Source organism: Streptomyces flaveolus, assembly GCF_000716535.1.
Lineage (GTDB): Bacteria > Actinomycetota > Actinomycetes > Streptomycetales > Streptomycetaceae > Streptomyces > Streptomyces flaveolus_A.
Window position 1 is genome coordinate 35,847 of sequence record NZ_JNWV01000004.1, and the last position, 16,408, is coordinate 52,254.

Here is a 16,408-nt window from a genome sequence, read left to right on the forward strand (position 1 = left end):
GTGAGGGGTCCGTCGCGTCCCGGGGAAGCCGCACGCAGCTGCACAGCGCCGTGACGGTCGGCACCCGCTCCTCGCTGGTCCCGCCTTCTCCGGACTCGGTGGGGCGGGGAGCGGGTTGCCGCCTGGGTCGGTCGCGGCCCGCTCACGATCCTCGCGCGCCGTGCCGAGCCCAGTCAATCCTTGGGTTTCCTCATAAAACCCCAGTGTTAGCTTGGGGGTTGTGACCCTGGAAGACCTCCGCGTGTTCATCGCCGTGTGCCGTGCGGGCAGCCTCAGCTCGGTAGCCCGTGACCTCGGCCGCACCCAGTCCGCCGTCAGCCAGCACGTCAAGCGGCTCGAGCGGGAGACCGGCGTGGCCCTGCTGGAACGCCAGCCGCGCGGAGTCGTCCCGACCCAGGCCGGCCGGATACTGGAAGCCGCCGCGGCCGAGGGCGTCAACGCCCTGGACGTCGCCGTACGCCGGCTCCGCGACCTGGTCGACGGCCACAGCGGGTACGTCCGCGTGGCCACCGGCGCGACGACCGTCCGGCACTTCATGTCCGACGCGGTCGTCACGTTCCGCCGCCGGCACCCCAAGGTGAACCTGGAGTTCCGCACCGTCAGTTCGGGCCGGGGCAGCTTCGACGCGCTCGCCGACGGCACGCTGGACCTCGCCTGGATCACCATCGGCCCACCGGTCCGGGGCATCGAGCAGCGGACGGTCGTGGAACTGCCCTGGCTCCTCGCGGTCCGGGCGGACGACCCGCTGGCCGACCGCCCGCACCTGGACCCTGCGGAGCTGTCCGACGCCCGGGTCATCCGGCTCCCGCCGAACTCCACGTCCGCCGCCCACCTGGAAGCGGCGTGCGCCGAGCGGGGCGTGCGGTTCGCCTACGAGCCGAACGTGGCCGACTGGGACACGGCCCTGCTGCTCGCCGAACTGGGCATCGGACGGGCGGTCGTACCCGCCGTACCGGGCCTGCCGGTCCCCGGCGACGGCCCACTTCGCCTGATCCCGCTGCCCGGCCTCCGTCCCCTCCCCGTCGGCTGGGCCGTCCGCCGCTGGGACGCCCTCAGCCCGCCGGCCCGGGCCTTCGCGGACACGGTCGCCGCCCTCCGCTGAGCGCCAACTCCACCCAGACCGTCTTGCCGACGTCCCGCTCGGACACGCCCCACAGCTTGGCCAGCACCTGTACGACGACGAGACCCCGGCCGTTCTCGTCCTCCAACCGCCCGTCCAGGAACCGCAGGTTGCGGTCGCCCCGGGCGTCGCTCACCTCGATACGCAAGGTGTCCTCGGCGGGGAGCAATACGAGCCGCAGTTCGAAGTCCCGGCCCGGTACGCGACCGTGCGTGACGGCGTTGGCGGCGAGTTCCGCCACGATGAGCTGGGCGGTGTGGCTGAGGTCGCCGTCGTGCGGGTATCCCCAGGTGGCGAGTGCGGTACCGGTGAGCCGACGGGCCAGCCGGGCGCCTCGGGGCGTTGCGCTGAGCCGTTGGACGAGTTCGGTTGTGGGGGTGGAGATTTCTACGTTCACATCACCGAGCGTGGTCAGTTCTCCCTACGCTGACCAGGGGAGACCCGGCGACTGTACGTAGTCGTACGGGTGCGGCTTGTGTGAGTACGGGTCAGTCGGAGGGTGGCGTGACGGAGGAGAGCGAGCGGAGGCCGGAGACGCCGGCGGAGGAGAACGGCTCGGCTGCGGTGTTCGCCGTACTGGGCAAGCAGCTCAAGTTGATGCGGGAGCGGGCGGGGCTGAACCAGCGGGAGTTCGGCCAGTTGGTGGGGTACGGCCCCGACCAGATCTCCGCCATGGAGCGAGGGGTACGCACGCCGCGGCCGGAGTTCCTGCGGCGGGCCGACGAGATCCTCGGGTCCAACGGCATGTTCATCGCGGTCATCCCCGAGGTGGAGGAGGCGATGACCAAGGCGCGGACGCGGCATCCTGAGTGGTACCGGAGCTACGCCGACTTGGAGGCGGTCTCCGTTGAGCTGCACTTCTACGCCAACCAGGGTGTGCCGGGGCTGTTGCAGACCGAGGACTATGCGCGTGCCGTGTTCTCCCGACGCCGTCCCCTTCTTGACGAGACCACCATCGAGAAGCGTGTCGCCGACCGGTTGGCACGTCAGCAGGTCCTGGAGCAGTGGCCACTGCCGATGTGCAGCTACGTCCTGGAAGAGGTGGTGCTGCACCGGCCCATCGGCGGTACGAAGGTGCACAAGGACCAACTGCGCAGGTTGCTGCGGATCGGCAGCATGCGCAACGTGGAGATCCAGGTGATGCCCTCCACACAGACCGAACACCCCAACATGGACGGCCCATTCAACCTGCTGACGCCCAGCAAGCGAGCCCAGGTCGCTTACGTGGAGGTGCAGGGATACCCGCGACTGATCGCCGACCCGGAGGAGGTACGTAAGATCGCCGACCGCTATGGGATCATGCGCGCGATGGCACTGACCCCCACGGAGTCCCTGGCCCTGATCGAGAAACTGCTGGGAGAGCGATGAACGCCAAGGAACTTGCCTGGTTTAAGTCCAGCTACAGCGGCGGTGAGGGCGGCGAGTGCGTCGAACTCGCTTACACCTGGCGCAAGTCCAGTTACAGCGACGGCGAAGGCGGCCAGTGCCTGGAAGTGGCCGCCCACCCCACCGCCATCCACATCCGCGACTCGAAGCAACCCCTCGCCGCCCACCTCACCGTCACCCCTTCCGCATGGTCAGCCTTCCTTCTGGGCGAGAAGGAACGCCTGCGGGACGGGTGATTCGCCCCGGGTCACCTCGGGTCCGCGCACGGTGGTGGAGCGGAGGGTGAAGCCGGCGTCGGAGAGCAGCTCCGCCATCTGCTCGGGGTGGCGCCGGTGGTAGTCCAGGGCCACGTCGTGACCGAAGGGACGTTCGAGGCGGAGCGGTACGTCACCCACCTGGAAGGCGAGCAGGAGGCGGCCGCCAGGAGCCAGTACCCGGTGGAACTCGGTGAACAGATCCGGGAGTTCGTCCACAGGTGTGTGGATGCTGGAGTACCAGGACACCACCCCGGCCAGCGAACCGTCGGCGACAGACAGCTTCCGCATGGAGCCCTGTTCGAACCGCAGCGCGGGGTGCCGGCGGCGGGCGATGGCGATCATGGCGTCCGAGAGGTCAAGGCCGAAGGCGGACAGGCCCAGGCCGGCCAGGTGGGCGGTGACGTCGCCGGGGCCGCAGCCGAGGTCGGCCACCGTGCCGTGGGGGCCGACCTGTTCGGCGTACGCGCTGAGGAGGGCTCGCTCCAGGGGCCTCTCGGCCAGGGGATCGCGGAAGTGGTCGGCGTAGTCCTCGGCGATGGTGTCGTAGAAGGCGCGGGTGTCGGTCATGGGGAGGGACCGTAGCGGCCCGCACCGACACTCCGCTTAGGCTGCTGCCGTTGGCCAACGCATCAACTGGGGGGTACAGGCCGATGAACCAGTCGACGGAGGTGTTCCAGCCACTCCAGGCGGACGACCCACCGGTGGTGGCGGGGTACCGGCTCGCCGCGCGGCTGGGCGCGGGCGGAATGGGCCGGGTCTACCTGTCCCACACGCAGGGCGGCCGGCCCGTCGCGCTCAAGGTCGTACGGCCGGAGCTGGCGGACGACCCGGATTTCCGGCGGCGGTTCGGCAGGGAGATCAAGGCGGCTCGACGGGTGCGGGGGGCGTACACCGCCGAACTGATCGACGCCGACGCCGACGGCGTACCGCCGTGGCTGGCCACGCTGTACGTGCCGGGGCCGTCCCTGGCGGAGGCCGTGGCCCGGCGGGGGCCATTGCCGGTGGCGGCCGTGCTGTGGCTGATGGCAGGGGTGGCGGAGGCGCTCCAGGCCATTCACGCCGAGGGCATCGTGCACCGGGATTTGAAGCCGTCGAACGTGCTGCTGGCCGCCGACGGGCCCCGGGTGATCGACTTCGGTATCGCGCTGGCCGCCGACGGGACCTCGTACACGGCGACAGGCGGCACGATCGGCACGCCCTCGTTCATGGCTCCGGAGCAGGCGTCCGGGGGCGAGGTGGCGGCGGCGACCGATGTCTTCGCGCTCGGGCAGACGGCCGCGTTCGCGGCGCTGGGCAGGCCGCTGTACGGGGACGGTCCGGCCGTGAACGTGCTGTACCGGATCGTGCATTCGGAACCCGACCTGGACCTGCTGCCCGAGCCGTTGCGTCCGCTGCTCGCCCGGTGCCTGGCCGCCGACCCGGCGGAGCGGGCCACTCCGGCGGAGGTCGTGGAGTGGTGCCGGCAGCGGCTGGGCGCGGAGGCCGACGCGGGCGGGGGGCCGGCCGTGTGGCGGGAGGTCACCGGACCGGAGGTGGCGGTTCCGGCACCCGTCCCCGAGCCGACCCCGGCGTACGCGCAGCCGCCGGTGCCCGCGCCCACCTCGCCCTATCCGCAGCAGCCGCTCATCGCGCCGGTCGGCTGGCCGCAGCCGACGCCGGAACAGCGCAAGGCCCGCCGCCGGCGCGCCGCGCTGATCTCGGTCGCGGGTGTGGCGGGCGGCGCGCTGTTGGTGGCGCTGCTGGCGTGGTCGGTGATGGACGCGAAGGGCCGGACGAGCGGGCGGAACACGGCCGGTTCCCGGACGTCCGCCATGGCTTCTGCCCCACAGTCCTCCTCGTCGGCGTCCGCACCGGGCTCCTCGTCGGATTCCTCGTCCCGCTCCTCAGGCGCGTCCGCCCCGGGGGCCGGTGACGTTGCGTCCTCGGCCTCTCCGCGAGACCCGCGGCCAGAAGGGTTCGCCCAGCTCTGGCTGGACGCGAAGACCTCGCTGAGCCTCAAGGACCGGGAACCCCAGCGGAGGAACCGCAAAGGAGACATCCGCTTCGACTGTCAGACGATCAGCTGCGAACTGAAGAGTGACAGCGTGGTGTTCCTTCAGATCTACGGCCGACCCGGCACCACCCTCGACGAGTGCCGGCTCCTCCTCAAGCACGCGACGAAGCACAGTTGGACGCTGAGCAGCGCGGCGGCCGGCACCGAGTTCTGCATGAAGGACGACGAGGGCAACATCGGGCTGTACGTGATCCAGACGAAGTCCACCGCGATGCCCGACATCGCCTTCCTCACCGGCGACCTGACGGTCTGGCGGCACGCCGCCTAAGCCACCCCCACCATCCGCAACACCGCCGTAGTCGTGGCCGCCCCCAGCACCACCACGGCGAACGGTGCCCGGCGCCAGGCCAGTGCGGCGCCCACCATCACCCCGACGGGGCGGGCCCAGCCCGCGAAGCCGCCGGACTCGGTCAGCGCGCCCGTGGCCAGCAGGGCGACCAGGAGGACCACCGCGCCCGCCGAGGCCAGCTCCTGGACTCGGGGCGGGACCGTGACCCGGCCGTGCAGGACCGGGCCGACCAGCCGGAAGGCGTACGTGCCGACGGCCAGGGCGAGGATCACGATGAGCGTGGTGTTCATGCGGCGGCTCCCCGATCGGTCGGGCGGCGGTGCAGAAACAGTCCCGCCAGGGCCAGCAGGACCGGGACCCCGGCCGGGACGGCGGGCGTGGCCGCCAGGGCCAGGGTGGCGCCGAGCAGGGCGCACCGCCGTACCGCCGCGTCGGCGCGGAGGGCGGGCAGGACCAGGGCGACCAGGACGGCGGGGAACGCGGCGTCCAGTCCGTAGCGGGCGGTGTCGCCGAGGGCGCTGCCCGCGAGCGCGCCGGCCAGGACGCCGGTGTTCCACACGGCGAACAGACCGAGCCCGGATATCCAGAACGCCCGCCGCTGCCGTACCGGGTCGGACTGAGCGAGGGCGAAGGCGACCGTCTCGTCGGTGACCAGGTGGGCGCCCAGGAAGCGGGTCGCGCGGCCGGTGCCGAGGATCTCGGCCACGGCCAGGCTGAAGGCCGCCGTCCGGGTGTTGAGCAGCAGCCCGGTGGCCACGGCGGCCACCGGACCGCCCCCGGCGAGCAGCACGCCCACCGCGCTGAACTGGGCCGATCCCGCGTACACCACCAGGGACATGAGCGCCGGGACCCACACCGGCAGCCCGCCGGCGACGGAGACGGCACCGAAGGAGACGCCGACGACGCCGCTGGCCAGCCAGACGAGCGAGCTGTCGCGGAGGAGGGAGCGGTCGGTGCCCCGATCGGGTGGTGTTCGTTGTGGCGAACGCATGTTCTCTACGATGGACAGTGAGCGCCCTGTCCGTCAAGGCGAACGATCGTACCGATGGAGCGAACGCACATGTCCGAGGTGCCCGCCCGGCTCCCCCTGGAGTGGATCGCCGCGTCCCTGAAGCGGGAGCGCGGCCGTGCCGGTCTGTCCCTGTCCGAGCTGGCCAAACGTGCCGGAATCGCCAAGTCCACGTTGTCCCAGCTGGAGGCCGCGAGCGGGAACCCGAGTATGGAGACCATCTGGGCGCTCGCGGTCGCGCTCGGCGTGCCGTTCAGCGCGCTGGTGGAGTCACCGGCACCCGGCGTCCAGGTCATCCGGGCCGGCGAGGGGCCCACGGTCGGCTCGGAGCGGTCCAGCTATGTGGCCGCGCTGCTGTCGGCGAGCCCGCCGGGGGCGCGCCGGGACATTTATTACGTGTGGCTGGAGCCCGGGACCGTACGGGATTCAGAGCCCCACATTCCGGGGACCGTCGAGCACATCGTGGTCAGCGACGGGGCCGTGAAAGCCGGTCCGCGCGGCGGGGCCGTGGAACTCGGCACGGGGGACTACATGTCGTACCGGGGAGACGTGCCCCACGCGTACGAGGCGCTCGCGGCCGGGACCAAGTTTGTGCTGATCATGCAGCACATGTGAGCGTTCGTGAATACGAAATGAACGGGGAAAGGCAGGAGCCCCGTCGCCGGTGGCGCGGGGCTCCTTGGGTACTGCACTCAGGTTCTGCGATCAGGCAGTGATCAGACGGGAGTGACGTTCTCCGCCTGCGGACCCTTCGGGCCCTGCGTCACGTCGAAGCTCACCTGCTGGTTCTCCTCGAGGGAGCGGAAGCCGGAGGCGTTGATCGCGGAGTAGTGAACGAAGACGTCGGGGCCGCCGCCCTCCTGGGCGATGAAGCCAAAGCCCTTTTCGGCGTTGAACCACTTGACGGTTCCGGTAGCCATAAGCCCTCCTTGGGCTCAAAAGGGTTGCCCTGCCTCCAGAACCTGCAAGTGCGAAACGGTGCTGCACGACTGCATTCGTCTGAAAACGACGAGAGCCTGCGGTTACATGCTCCGCAGGCTCTGTACTGCAAGGGAAACCAAACTGCAACTTGCGGCAAGCCTAGCATCCGGGCAGCCGAAAGCAATAGGGATCAAGATCACGTCACCCAGATGTTTGAACGTCCGCTAGGCCGTTCGGGGGTGGGGTCGGTCCCAGCACCGTACCCCACGGGGTCTAGTCTCGCGATGTGGACAATTCTCGCACCCGGCCGCGCGTCGGCCACATCCAGTTCCTGAACTGCCTGCCCCTCTACTGGGGGCTCGCGAGAACCGGCACGCTCCTCGACTTCGAGCTCACCAAGGACACCCCGGAGAAGCTCAGCGAGCGGCTCGTGCGCGGCGACCTCGACATCGGTCCCATCACCCTGGTCGAGTTCCTGCGCAACGCCGACGACCTCGTCGCCTTCCCTGACATCGCCGTCGGCTGCGACGGTCCGGTGATGTCCTGCGTGATCGTCTCGCAGGTCCCGCTGGACCGGCTCGACGGCGCCCGGGTCGCCCTCGGTTCGACCTCGCGCACCTCGGTCCGGCTCGCCCAGCTGCTGCTCGCCGAGCGGTACGGCGTCCAGCCCGACTACTACACCTGCCCGCCGGACCTCAGCCTGATGATGCAGGAGGCGGAGGCCGCCGTCCTCATCGGCGACGCCGCCCTGCGCGCCAACCTCCTCGACGGGCCCCGCTTCGGTCTCCAGGTGCACGACCTCGGCGCGCTGTGGAAGGAGTGGACCGGCCTGCCGTTCGTCTTCGCGGTGTGGGCGGCCCGCCGGGACTACCTGGAACGCGAGCCGTTCATCACGCGCAAGGTCCACGAGGCCTTCCTCGCCTCCCGCAACCTCTCCCTGGAAGAGGTGCACAAGGTCGCCGAACAGGCCGCCCGCTGGGAGGAGTTCGACGAGGCCACCCTGGAGCAGTACTTCACCACCCTCGACTTCAGCTTCGGCACACCCCAGCTGGAGGCCGTCGCCGAGTTCGCCCGCCGCGTCGGCCCGACGACCGGCTTCCCGGCCGACGTGAAGGTGGAACTGCTCCAGCCCTGAACGGGGTAGGAACCCGGGACAGGCCGACCGAGGGGGGAAGCGTGGGCGGGGTGACGACGGGAGCGCTGGCGCTCGGCGCCCTGCTGTGGGGCGCGCTGGCGGGGGCGCTGCTGCCCCGCGCCGCCTACCGTTTCGCCGTACCGTCCGGCGAGCCCTGGCGCGACCGCTGCCCCGGCGGCCACCACCCGGTCCGGGGGTGGCTGGGCGGGGTCCGGTGCGGGGAGTGCGCGCGCCTGGGCCAACGCGGGGGAGCCGAGGGGCGGGTGCCCGTCACGTCGTACGAGCCGTACGCCCCCTCCGCGCCCCTCCTCGCCACCGCCACCGCCCTCGTCTGCGCCGCGCTCGCCGCCGCCACCGGCACCCGGCCCGAGTTGGGGGTGTGGCTGCTGCTCGCGCCCGTCGGCGTGCTGCTCGCCGCCGTCGACTTCCGGGTGCGGCGGCTGCCCGATCCGCTGACCCTCCCGCTGGCCGCCACCGCCCTCGCCCTGCTCGGTCTCGCCGCCCTGCTCCCCGAACACGCCGGCCACTGGCGCACCGCCCTGTACGGCGCCCTCGCGCTGGGCGCCGGCTACTACGTGCTGTACCGCGTCAACCCGGGCGGCATGGGCTTCGGCGACGTGAAGCTGGCCGTGGGCGCGGGCGCCGTACTCGGCTGGTACGGCTGGCCCACCGTGCTGCTCGGCACCTTCGCCGGGTTCCTGCTCGGCGCGCTCTACGGCGGCGCGCTCGTGCTGGCCCGGCAGGCGGGCCGGAAGACGGCGGTGCCGTTCGGTCCGTTCCTCCTCGCCGGTGCCCTCACCGGACTGCTGATCGGCGCGTACGCGGCCTGAGGTCTTTCGCCCGAAACGGCTGGCGTACGCTGGTTCGGTCCGTCCACACCCCTTCACGAAAGGGACGCCCTGGTGACCGAGAAGGCCGACCTCACGTCTGTCCTCGACCGTGCCGCTGCCGGTGGGCGGATCACCCCGGAAGAGGCGCTCGTCCTCTACCGCGACGCCCCCCTGCACGCCCTGGGCGCCGCCGCCGACGCCGTGCGCCGCCGCAAGTACGCGGGCATCGAGCACATCGCCACGTACATCATCGAGCGGAACATCAACTACACGAACGTGTGTGTCACGGCGTGCAAGTTCTGCGCCTTCTACGCGGCCCCCAAGGACAAGGAGAAGGGCTGGACGCGGGATCTGGACGACATCCTGCGCCGCTGCGCCGAGACCGTCGAGCTCGGCGGCACCCAGATCATGTTCCAGGGCGGTCACCACCCGGACTACGGCGTCGAGTACTACGAGAAGCACTTCCGGGCCATCAAGGAAGCCTTCCCGCAGCTGGTCATCCACTCCCTGGGCGCGTCCGAGGTCGAGCACATGGCCCGGATCAGCGGAGTCTCTGTGGAAGAGGCCATCACCCGGATCCACGAGGCCGGCCTGGACTCCTTCGCCGGTGCCGGCGCGGAACTGCTCCCCGAGCGCCCCCGCAAGGCCATCGCGCCCCTCAAGGAGAGCGGTGAGCGCTGGCTGGAGATCATGGAGACCGCGCACCGGCTGGGCGTCGAGTCCACCTCCACCATGCTGATGGGCACCGGCGAGACCAACGCCGAGCGGATCGAGCACCTGCGGATGATCCGGGACGTACAGGACCGTACGGGTGGCTTCCGCGCGTTCATCCCGTACACCTACCAGCCCGAGAACAACCACCTGAAGGGCCGTACCCAGGCGACCCTCTTCGAGTACCTGCGGATGATCGCCATCGCCCGCCTCTTCCTGGACAACGTCCAGCACATCCAGGGCTCGTGGCTCACCACCGGCAAGGAGGTCGGCCAGCTCTCCCTGCACTACGGCGCGGACGACCTCGGCTCGATCATGCTGGAGGAGAACGTGGTCTCCTCGGCCGGAGCCAAGCACCGCTCCAACCGCCTGGAGATCATCGACCTGATCCGCAAGGCGGGCCGCGTCCCGGCGCAGCGCGCGACGACGTACGAGCACCTGGTCGTCCACGACGACCCGGCGAACGACCCCGTGGACGACCGCGTGGTCTCCCACATCTCCTCCACGGCCATCGAGGGCGGCACGGCCCACCCCGAGCTGAAGCTGCTCGCGTCGAACTGACGCCGCTGTGGAGACGATTCACGCGGCGGACCGGGTCTTCGTCACCTGGGACTCCGAGCCGATCGAGAACGGCGCTGTGGTGGTCGGCGGGGACCGGATCGGCGCTGTGGGTCCGTACGACGAGTTGCGCGAGCGGTTTCCGCAGGCCCGGGTACGCCACTGGCCGGGCTCCCTCGGCCCGGCCCGCATCCACGACGGCCCCGTTCCGGCCGCCCCCAGCCCGCGCGAACGCATCCACGCCGTACTGAAGCTGGGAGCGGTGGCGATCCCGGAGCGGTACGTCGACTCACCGGAACTCCGGGCGGCGGCCGAGCGCAACGACGTCGTGGTGTTTCCGGGTACGGCCGGAACGCCGGCGATCCGGCAGACCGGCCGGGCCGACCTGGCCGTCTTCGACGGGGCGGGGGCGTGCATCGCGACGGTGTGCGCCGGGCGCCTCGTCCACAGACGGCGCTAGCGGCGCCGGGCAGGGCGTCGGACAGGGGCGATCACCCCGTGAACGCCTCCGCGAACGCCCCTGACCGCTGGGCGACCCCGCTGCAGTCCGTGGCCGCGTCGTCCCGTCCTGACCGCCCGGCCTCGCACTCGCGGTCCCGGAACGTCGACCACATCGACACCCAGGCGACGCCGTTCCGCTCCGCGAAGGTCCGCACCTGGCCCGCGTCGGAGAGCGTGAACGTCTCGCCGGAGACGTCGTTGACGCCGATCATCGAGGTCAGCGCCATGCCCCGCCAGGCCTGCGCGTCCGACAGCCCGAACACCTTCTTCAGCTGGGCGTGCGCGGCCGTCGCGGAGGTCAGGGCGTAGTCGCCCATGTCGCCGCCGTACGACTCGCCGTAGTTCATGGTCATGAGATTGACCGTGGAGACCTGGACGTCGTACGTGTTCGCGGACTCCAGCAGCGCGAGGCCGTCCGCGTCGAGCCCCGACGGCATCACCGGAAGCGTGAAGGAGACCTCCAGATCCGGGCGTTCCTCCTGCAACCGCGCGATCGCCCGCGAACGCAGTGCGACGGAAGCGGAGTCGGTCAGCTCGTCGCCCTCGATGTCGAAGTCGGCCTCACTGGAGCCCGCCGCGTCCAGTGCCTCGGCATAGGCGGCGGCGAGTTCCGAAACACTGTCGCAGGCGGCGGCCAACTCCTTTCCTGAGGCGCCGCCGAACGAAACGCGGACGCCGGTGCCCTTTTTCCTCAGCGCGGATATCCGTGCTGTCACAGCGGAGTCGGCAATCGCCTCGGTGCCGTTCCACTTCGGCGTACAGCCACTGCCACCGGAGATCACGAAGGCGAGGTTGTACGCCGCCGGGGACCCGGCGGAGTCGGTGGCCGCGGCCTCGGTGGCGCTGACGTAGGGGGCGTAGGCGGTGCTGGTCGCGGGGGCGGCGCTGGAGACAGCGGCGTGCGGCGCGCCCGTGGCCTGCGCGGAACAACCCGTCACCGCGAGCGCGACCGCGCAGCCGGCCCCGGCCATCGGCCTCAGTGGACTCCTCATGAGGGGAAATCTCTCACACCGGGGTGTGGTCTCCGTCCGTTCTCTCAGCTCGGCAACAGGTTCAAGGCGCCTTCATGGGCAACTCGCAAGAATCTCGGGTGGCTCACAAGAATTCCCGAGAAAAGGCCACACAAAGGCTCTCTAATATCCGAGGAATGCAATCCGAACCCGCCATCGAAACTCGCGCCGCCGGGCGCGGTCGTCGCCGCAAACATGGCAACGGGCCCACCGAGGGGCCCGTGTTCGTTGACACCACCGGACGCCGGTCGAAGGTGCTGCGCCGGCTCGGCCTGTTCCTCGGCGCCGTCTGCCTCGCCTACGCGGGCGTGCTCGCCGCCGCGTTCACGGGCTGGGGCACCTCCCTGAACCCCTCGTCCCTGCTGCCCTTCGGCACCGGCGCCGACGGCGGCCGGGCGCCCGGCCTGCTACGGCCGGAGGGCGGCACCGGCCGCCAGGCGGACCCGCCGAACACCCTCCAGCCGACGGCTTCCCCCACCGCGTCCACGACCCCGTCCGTCTCCGCCTCCGCGGGCGCGGGCGCCAACTGACCGGAGCGCAGCGGCAGTCATGAACACTCCGACGTCCCGGGGCCGCAGGCGCGCGCCCACCCGCATCGAGCGCGCGGCAGGCAGGGCCGCGGCGCTGCAACGGCCCCGCGTCATCCTCGCCCTGCTGCTCCTGCTCGCGCTGACCTGCGTGATGCTGCTCGACGGGTATCTGCGCGCCGAGGTCGGCGGCGACCAGCGCGTGCGCAGCGGGGCCGACTCCAGCGAGGTCCCGGACGCGATCCTCGACGGCGGCCCAATCCTCACCTTCCGGGGCGGCCGGGCCACCACGGTCTCCGTCCCCGCCAAGACCATCGCCCTCACCTTCGACGACGGCCCGAACCCGACCTGGACGCCCCAGGTCCTCAAGATCCTGCGGAAGTACGACGTCCCCGGCACGTTCTTCCTGGTCGGCTCGATGGTGTCCCGCTACCCGGGCATCGTGCGGACGATGGTGGAGCAGGGCAACGAGGTCGGCATCCACACCTTCACGCACGTCGACCTGTCGTACCAGTCCGCGTCCCGTGTCGACCGCGAGATGGAGCAGACGCAGCTCGCCCTCGCCGGCGCGGCCGGCATCACCACGACCCTGTTCCGGGCGCCGTACTCCTCCGAGACGGACGCCATCGACGACTACAGCTGGCCCGTCTACGAAAGGCTCGGCAAGGACGGGTACACCAGCGTCTTCGTCGACACCGACAGCGACGACTGGAAGCGGCCGGGCGTCTCCGACATCGTGCGGTGGGCCACCCCGAAGGGCACGCAGGGTGCCTCGGTGCTCTTCCACGACGCGGGCGGCGAACGCTCGCAGACGATCGCGGCGCTGCCGGAGTACATCGAGAAGATGAAGGCGAAGGGCTACACCTTCACCACCATCAGCGGGGTCATGGAGCGGCAGCGCGCGGCGCAACGGCAGACGGCGGGCGGTGGCACGCCGACCGGTCCCGGCCTCCAGGCCGCCCACCACAAGGCCACCGGCCTGACCCTGTACGAGGGCAAGGCCCTGGTCGCGGCCGTGGCCGTCGCGGAGTGGACCGTGCCCGCGCTGTCGGTGGGGCTGGTGATCGTCGGTGTGGCCGTGCTGGGCCGGTTCGGGATGATGCTGGTCCTCGCCCGCCGCCACCACCGGCAGCGCAACGGACGCCGGTTCGGCTGGGGCCCTCCGGTCACCGGGCCGGTGAGCGTGATCGTCCCGGCGTACAACGAGAAGGAGTGCATCGCCCACACCCTTCAGTCACTGGCGCGCAGCACCCACCCGATCGAGATCATCGTGGTGGACGACGGCTCGACCGACGGCACCTCGCGGATCGCGCGCGACGCTGCCGAGTCGCTCGGCATGGCGAACGTCCGGGTGATCCGCCAGGAGAACGCCGGCAAGCCGGCCGCCCTGAACAACGGCGTGCGCAACGCGTCGTACGACATCGTCGTGATGATGGACGGCGACACGGTCTTCGAACCGGACACCGTACGGCAGCTCGTGCAGCCGTTCGCCGATCCGTCCGTCGGCGCGGTCGCCGGCAACGCCAAGGTCGGCAACCGCACCACGGTGATCGGGGCCTGGCAGCACATCGAGTACGTGATGGGCTTCAACCTCGACCGGCGCATGTACGACCTGCTGCGCTGCATGCCCACCATCCCGGGCGCGATCGGCGCGTTCCGCCGGGACGCCGTGCTGGCGGTCGGCGGCATGAGCGAGGACACCCTCGCCGAGGACACCGACATCACCATCGCCATGCACCGCGCGGGCTGGCGGGTCGTCTACCAGGAGCACGCCAGGGCCTGGACGGAGGCGCCCGGCTCCCTGGGGCAGCTCTGGTCCCAGCGCTACCGCTGGTCGTACGGCACCATGCAGGCCCTGTGGAAGCACCGCAAGTCCCTGACGGACCGGGGACCGTCGGGCCGCTTCGGCCGCGTCGGCATGCCGCTGGTGGTGATCTTCCAGGTGGTGACCCCGCTCTTCGCCCCGCTCATCGACGTCTTCACCGTCTACTCCATGATCTTCGTCGATCTCCGGGCGGCGCTGCTGGCCTGGCTGGCGGTACTGGGCGTCCAACTCCTCTGCGCGGCCTACGCCTTCCGCCTGGACCGGGAGAAGTACCGCTACCTCCTGATGATGCCCCTGCAGCAACTGGCCTACCGCCAGATGATGTACCTCGTCCTCATCCACTCCTGCGTCACGGCGCTCACGGGCGGCCGCCTGCGCTGGCAGAAGCTGAAGCGGACGGGCGAGGTCGGGACACCGGCGGGGGCGGGCTGAGATGGGAGCGCACAGCAGGACCGCGGCCGCTCCCGACGCGGGACCGTCCCGCGCGGAGCCGGCCGGACGCGACCGCTACTTCGACACGCTCAGGGCCCTGGCGCTGGTCAGGGTGGTGACGTACCACACCTTCGGGTGGGCCTGGTGCGGCCTGGTGTTCCCCTCCATGGGCGTCATGTTCGCCCTGGCCGGCACCCTGATGGCGAAGTCCCTGGAACGCCCGGCCCCTATGGTCCTGAGGAGCAGGCTCAGACGGCTCCTGCCCCCGTTCTGGTTCTGGGGCCTCTTCGTGGTGCTCGCGATGCTGCTCCACGGCTGGATGCCGGGCCGCCAGATCGTCTACTGGGTCGTCCCGCTCGGCGACCCGCCGGGCGACGCGTGGGGCGAGCAGGCCTGGGAGATCCTCTGGTACCTGCGCACCTACCTCTGGTTCGTGCTGCTCTCCCCGCTGCTGCTGCGGGTCTTCCGGCTCGCCCCGGTCCCGGTGCTGCTGCTGTCCCTCGCGCCGGTCCTGGTGCTGAACTTCCTCTGGGCGGACCCGGACGGCCGGCTGGGCAGCGCCCTGTGGGACCTGTCGACGTACCTGGGCTGCTGGCTGCTCGGCTTCGCCCACCGCGACGGCGTGCTCCAGCGGGCGAAGCCGGCCTCGGTGGCCGTCCTGTCCCTCGCGGCCCTCGGCTACGGCGCCTGGTACGCCTTCACGCACCAGGCGGACTCCGGGACGTACGACCTGGACGAGAACCCCCTCGCGCAGGCCTTCTGGTCGGCCGGGTTCGTGCTGCCGCTGATGTGGGCGAAGGCGCGCTTCCGGATCGACTTCGCCCGGCTGACCCGGTTCCGGCGCCTGGACCGCGCGGTCACCGTCTTCAACGCCCGCGCGGTGACGATCTACCTGTGGCACCAGATCGCGCTGGTGCTGGCCGTCCCGCTGATCGACCGGCTCTGGAACGTGCCGGCCTTCGAGGCGTACCTCCCGCTGGACAGCCAGTGGTTCCTGTTCGGCGTGGGCTGGGTGCTGATCGCCTTCTTCGTGCCGGCCTGCGGGTGGGTGGAGGACGTCGCGGCACGCAAGAAGCCGACGCTCCTGCCGGGAGGGCGGGCTGCAAGAATGGGCGGGTGACCCGCGCTTCCCTGAACAAGCAGCCGCACGAAGTCGCCTCGATGTTCGACGACGTGGCGGAACGGTACGACCTGACGAACGACGTGCTGTCGCTCGGCCAGGACCGGCGCTGGCGCAAGGAGGTGGCGAAGGCGGTCGACGCGCGCCCCGCGCAGAAGGTCCTGGACCTCGCCGCCGGGACGGCCACCTCCTCGCTGCCCTTCGCGCGGACGGGCGCGTACGTCGTTCCCTGCGACTTCTCCCTCGGCATGCTCCAGGTCGGCAAGAAGAAGCACACCTGGCTGCCGTTCACGGCGGGTGACGCGACGCGGCTGCCCTTCAAGGACGACACCTTCGACGCGGTGACGATCTCCTTCGGGCTGCGCAATGTGCAGGACACGGACGCGGCGCTGCGCGAGATGTACCGGGTCACCCGGCCCGGCGGACGCGTGGTGATCTGCGAGTTCTCCCACCCGACGTGGGCGCCGTTCCGGACCGTCTACACCGAGTACCTGATGCGGGCCCTGCCGCCGGTCGCGCGCGCGGTGTCCTCCAGCCCGGACGCGTACGTCTACCTCGCCGAGTCCATCCGGGCCTGGCCCGACCAGCCCGCGCTCGCCGAACGGCTGCGCAAGGCGGGCTGGGCCAAGGTGGCGTGGCGCAACCTCACCGGCGGGGTGGTCGCGCTGCACCGGGGCTTCAAGGAGTAGCGGGCGGCGGGCCCCGGGCGGGCCGGGGCTTCGAG

General features: G+C 71.0%; 19 protein-coding genes. 13 read left to right on the forward strand and 6 right to left on the reverse strand.

The annotated features are described in order from the left end of the window. Window positions 1-220: 220 nt before the first annotated feature. Complete coding sequence (locus tag OO52_RS03860) at window positions 221-1,102, forward strand: LysR family transcriptional regulator (protein WP_030640961.1); 882 nt, start codon at window positions 221-223, stop codon at window positions 1,100-1,102. Here OO52_RS03860 and OO52_RS03865 read toward each other — a convergent pair. Then, complete coding sequence (locus OO52_RS03865) at window positions 1,053-1,517, reverse strand: ATP-binding protein (RefSeq protein ID WP_199819993.1); 465 nt, start codon at window positions 1,515-1,517, stop codon at window positions 1,053-1,055. The genes OO52_RS03860 and OO52_RS03865 overlap by 50 nt on opposite strands. Before the next feature lie 107 nt (window positions 1,518-1,624). Here OO52_RS03865 and OO52_RS03870 point away from each other — a divergent pair, with 107 nt between their 5' ends. Both OO52_RS03870 and OO52_RS03875 read left to right on the forward strand, forming a co-directional pair. Next, the gene (locus OO52_RS03870; protein WP_030640965.1) at window positions 1,625-2,488 is read left to right on the forward strand and encodes a helix-turn-helix domain-containing protein; all 864 of its coding nucleotides are present in this window, start codon (window positions 1,625-1,627) and stop codon (window positions 2,486-2,488) included. Beyond that, complete coding sequence (locus tag OO52_RS03875; protein ID WP_030640967.1) at window positions 2,485-2,742, forward strand: DUF397 domain-containing protein; 258 nt, start codon at window positions 2,485-2,487, stop codon at window positions 2,740-2,742. The genes OO52_RS03870 and OO52_RS03875 overlap by 4 nt, the downstream gene beginning before the upstream one ends. Here OO52_RS03875 and OO52_RS03880 read toward each other — a convergent pair. Beyond that, complete coding sequence (locus OO52_RS03880) at window positions 2,698-3,330, reverse strand: class I SAM-dependent methyltransferase (RefSeq protein WP_030640968.1); 633 nt, start codon at window positions 3,328-3,330, stop codon at window positions 2,698-2,700. The genes OO52_RS03875 and OO52_RS03880 overlap by 45 nt on opposite strands. A gap of 83 nt (window positions 3,331-3,413) precedes the next feature. Between OO52_RS03880 and OO52_RS03885 the strand changes: the two genes are divergently transcribed. Beyond that, complete coding sequence (locus OO52_RS03885) at window positions 3,414-5,084, forward strand: serine/threonine-protein kinase (protein WP_030640970.1); 1,671 nt, start codon at window positions 3,414-3,416, stop codon at window positions 5,082-5,084. On the opposite strand, the gene OO52_RS03890 is transcribed toward OO52_RS03885, so the two are convergent. Together OO52_RS03890 and OO52_RS03895 are read right to left on the reverse strand one after the other, a co-directional pair. Beyond that, window positions 5,081-5,395: an AzlD domain-containing protein gene (locus tag OO52_RS03890; protein WP_030640972.1), complete on the reverse strand. Its 315-nt coding sequence runs from the start codon at window positions 5,393-5,395 to the stop codon at window positions 5,081-5,083. The two genes, OO52_RS03885 and OO52_RS03890, sit on opposite strands and share 4 nt — an antisense overlap. Beyond that, on the reverse strand, window positions 5,392-6,096 hold the full coding sequence (locus tag OO52_RS03895; RefSeq protein ID WP_030640974.1) for an AzlC family ABC transporter permease: 705 nt from the start codon (window positions 6,094-6,096) through the stop codon (window positions 5,392-5,394). The genes OO52_RS03890 and OO52_RS03895 overlap by 4 nt, the downstream gene beginning before the upstream one ends. Before the next feature lie 69 nt (window positions 6,097-6,165). On the opposite strand from OO52_RS03895, the gene OO52_RS03900 reads away from it, so the two are divergent. Next, the gene (locus OO52_RS03900) at window positions 6,166-6,729 is read left to right on the forward strand and encodes a helix-turn-helix domain-containing protein (RefSeq protein ID WP_030640976.1); all 564 of its coding nucleotides are present in this window, start codon (window positions 6,166-6,168) and stop codon (window positions 6,727-6,729) included. A 101-nt stretch (window positions 6,730-6,830) separates the two neighbouring features. On the opposite strand, the gene OO52_RS03905 is transcribed toward OO52_RS03900, so the two are convergent. After that, the gene (locus tag OO52_RS03905; RefSeq protein WP_003992177.1) at window positions 6,831-7,034 is read right to left on the reverse strand and encodes a cold-shock protein; all 204 of its coding nucleotides are present in this window, start codon (window positions 7,032-7,034) and stop codon (window positions 6,831-6,833) included. Window positions 7,035-7,321: 287 nt separating this feature from the next. Between OO52_RS03905 and OO52_RS03910 the strand changes: the two genes are divergently transcribed. The 4 genes from OO52_RS03910 to OO52_RS03925 all read left to right on the forward strand — a co-directional run bounded on the left by OO52_RS03910 (window position 7,322) and on the right by OO52_RS03925 (window position 10,729). Further along, window positions 7,322-8,170 (forward strand): menaquinone biosynthetic enzyme MqnA/MqnD family protein, encoded by an 849-nt coding sequence (locus OO52_RS03910; protein ID WP_030640979.1) that lies wholly within the window; start codon window positions 7,322-7,324, stop codon window positions 8,168-8,170. A 50-nt stretch (window positions 8,171-8,220) separates the two neighbouring features. Beyond that, the gene (locus tag OO52_RS03915; RefSeq protein ID WP_030640981.1) at window positions 8,221-9,000 is read left to right on the forward strand and encodes a prepilin peptidase; all 780 of its coding nucleotides are present in this window, start codon (window positions 8,221-8,223) and stop codon (window positions 8,998-9,000) included. A gap of 72 nt (window positions 9,001-9,072) precedes the next feature. Further along, window positions 9,073-10,272 carry a cyclic dehypoxanthinyl futalosine synthase gene (gene mqnC, locus OO52_RS03920; RefSeq protein WP_014674270.1) on the forward strand — a complete coding sequence of 400 codons (1,200 nt, stop codon included), beginning with the start codon at window positions 9,073-9,075 and terminating at the stop codon, window positions 10,270-10,272. Window positions 10,273-10,279: 7 nt separating this feature from the next. Beyond that, window positions 10,280-10,729, forward strand: coding sequence for an imidazolonepropionase-like domain-containing protein (locus tag OO52_RS03925; RefSeq protein ID WP_030640984.1), 450 nt, complete (start codon window positions 10,280-10,282; stop codon window positions 10,727-10,729). A 31-nt stretch (window positions 10,730-10,760) separates the two neighbouring features. Here OO52_RS03925 and OO52_RS03930 read toward each other — a convergent pair whose 3' ends face one another. Beyond that, window positions 10,761-11,762, reverse strand: a complete 1,002-nt coding sequence (locus OO52_RS03930; protein WP_030640985.1) for a chitinase — start codon at window positions 11,760-11,762, stop codon at window positions 10,761-10,763. Between the two features lie 239 nt (window positions 11,763-12,001). On the opposite strand from OO52_RS03930, the gene OO52_RS03935 reads away from it, so the two are divergent. From OO52_RS03935 to OO52_RS03950, 4 genes are read left to right on the forward strand one after another with little or no spacing between them, the layout of a single operon-like run. After that, complete coding sequence (locus tag OO52_RS03935; RefSeq protein ID WP_030640987.1) at window positions 12,002-12,310, forward strand: hypothetical protein; 309 nt, start codon at window positions 12,002-12,004, stop codon at window positions 12,308-12,310. A gap of 19 nt (window positions 12,311-12,329) precedes the next feature. Next, on the forward strand, window positions 12,330-14,564 hold the full coding sequence (locus OO52_RS03940) for a bifunctional polysaccharide deacetylase/glycosyltransferase family 2 protein (protein WP_030640989.1): 2,235 nt from the start codon (window positions 12,330-12,332) through the stop codon (window positions 14,562-14,564). Between the two features lies 1 nt (window position 14,565). Continuing rightward, window positions 14,566-15,684 carry an acyltransferase family protein gene (locus tag OO52_RS03945; protein WP_030640991.1) on the forward strand — a complete coding sequence of 373 codons (1,119 nt, stop codon included), beginning with the start codon at window positions 14,566-14,568 and terminating at the stop codon, window positions 15,682-15,684. Beyond that, window positions 15,681-16,373: a demethylmenaquinone methyltransferase gene (locus OO52_RS03950; RefSeq protein WP_030640993.1), complete on the forward strand. Its 693-nt coding sequence runs from the start codon at window positions 15,681-15,683 to the stop codon at window positions 16,371-16,373. Before OO52_RS03945 ends, OO52_RS03950 begins: the two co-directional genes overlap by 4 nt. Window positions 16,374-16,408 lie beyond the last annotated feature (35 nt).

What these genes read in the sequence shown, in the direction of transcription:
- OO52_RS03875 (WP_030640967.1), top strand. Translation starts at nt 2,485, where the DNA reads ATGAACGCCAAGGAACTTGCCTGGTTTAAGTCCAGCTACAGCGGCGGT.
- OO52_RS03880 (WP_030640968.1), bottom strand. Translation starts at nt 3,330, where the DNA reads ATGACCGACACCCGCGCCTTCTACGACACCATCGCCGAGGACTACGCC.
- OO52_RS03885 (WP_030640970.1), top strand. Translation starts at nt 3,414, where the DNA reads ATGAACCAGTCGACGGAGGTGTTCCAGCCACTCCAGGCGGACGACCCA.
- OO52_RS03890 (WP_030640972.1), bottom strand. Translation starts at nt 5,395, where the DNA reads ATGAACACCACGCTCATCGTGATCCTCGCCCTGGCCGTCGGCACGTAC.
- OO52_RS03895 (WP_030640974.1), bottom strand. Translation starts at nt 6,096, where the DNA reads ATGCGTTCGCCACAACGAACACCACCCGATCGGGGCACCGACCGCTCC.
- OO52_RS03900 (WP_030640976.1), top strand. Translation starts at nt 6,166, where the DNA reads ATGTCCGAGGTGCCCGCCCGGCTCCCCCTGGAGTGGATCGCCGCGTCC.
- OO52_RS03905 (WP_003992177.1), bottom strand. Translation starts at nt 7,034, where the DNA reads ATGGCTACCGGAACCGTCAAGTGGTTCAACGCCGAAAAGGGCTTTGGC.
- OO52_RS03930 (WP_030640985.1), bottom strand. Translation starts at nt 11,762, where the DNA reads ATGAGGAGTCCACTGAGGCCGATGGCCGGGGCCGGCTGCGCGGTCGCG.
- OO52_RS03940 (WP_030640989.1), top strand. Translation starts at nt 12,330, where the DNA reads ATGAACACTCCGACGTCCCGGGGCCGCAGGCGCGCGCCCACCCGCATC.
- OO52_RS03945 (WP_030640991.1), top strand. Translation starts at nt 14,566, where the DNA reads ATGGGAGCGCACAGCAGGACCGCGGCCGCTCCCGACGCGGGACCGTCC.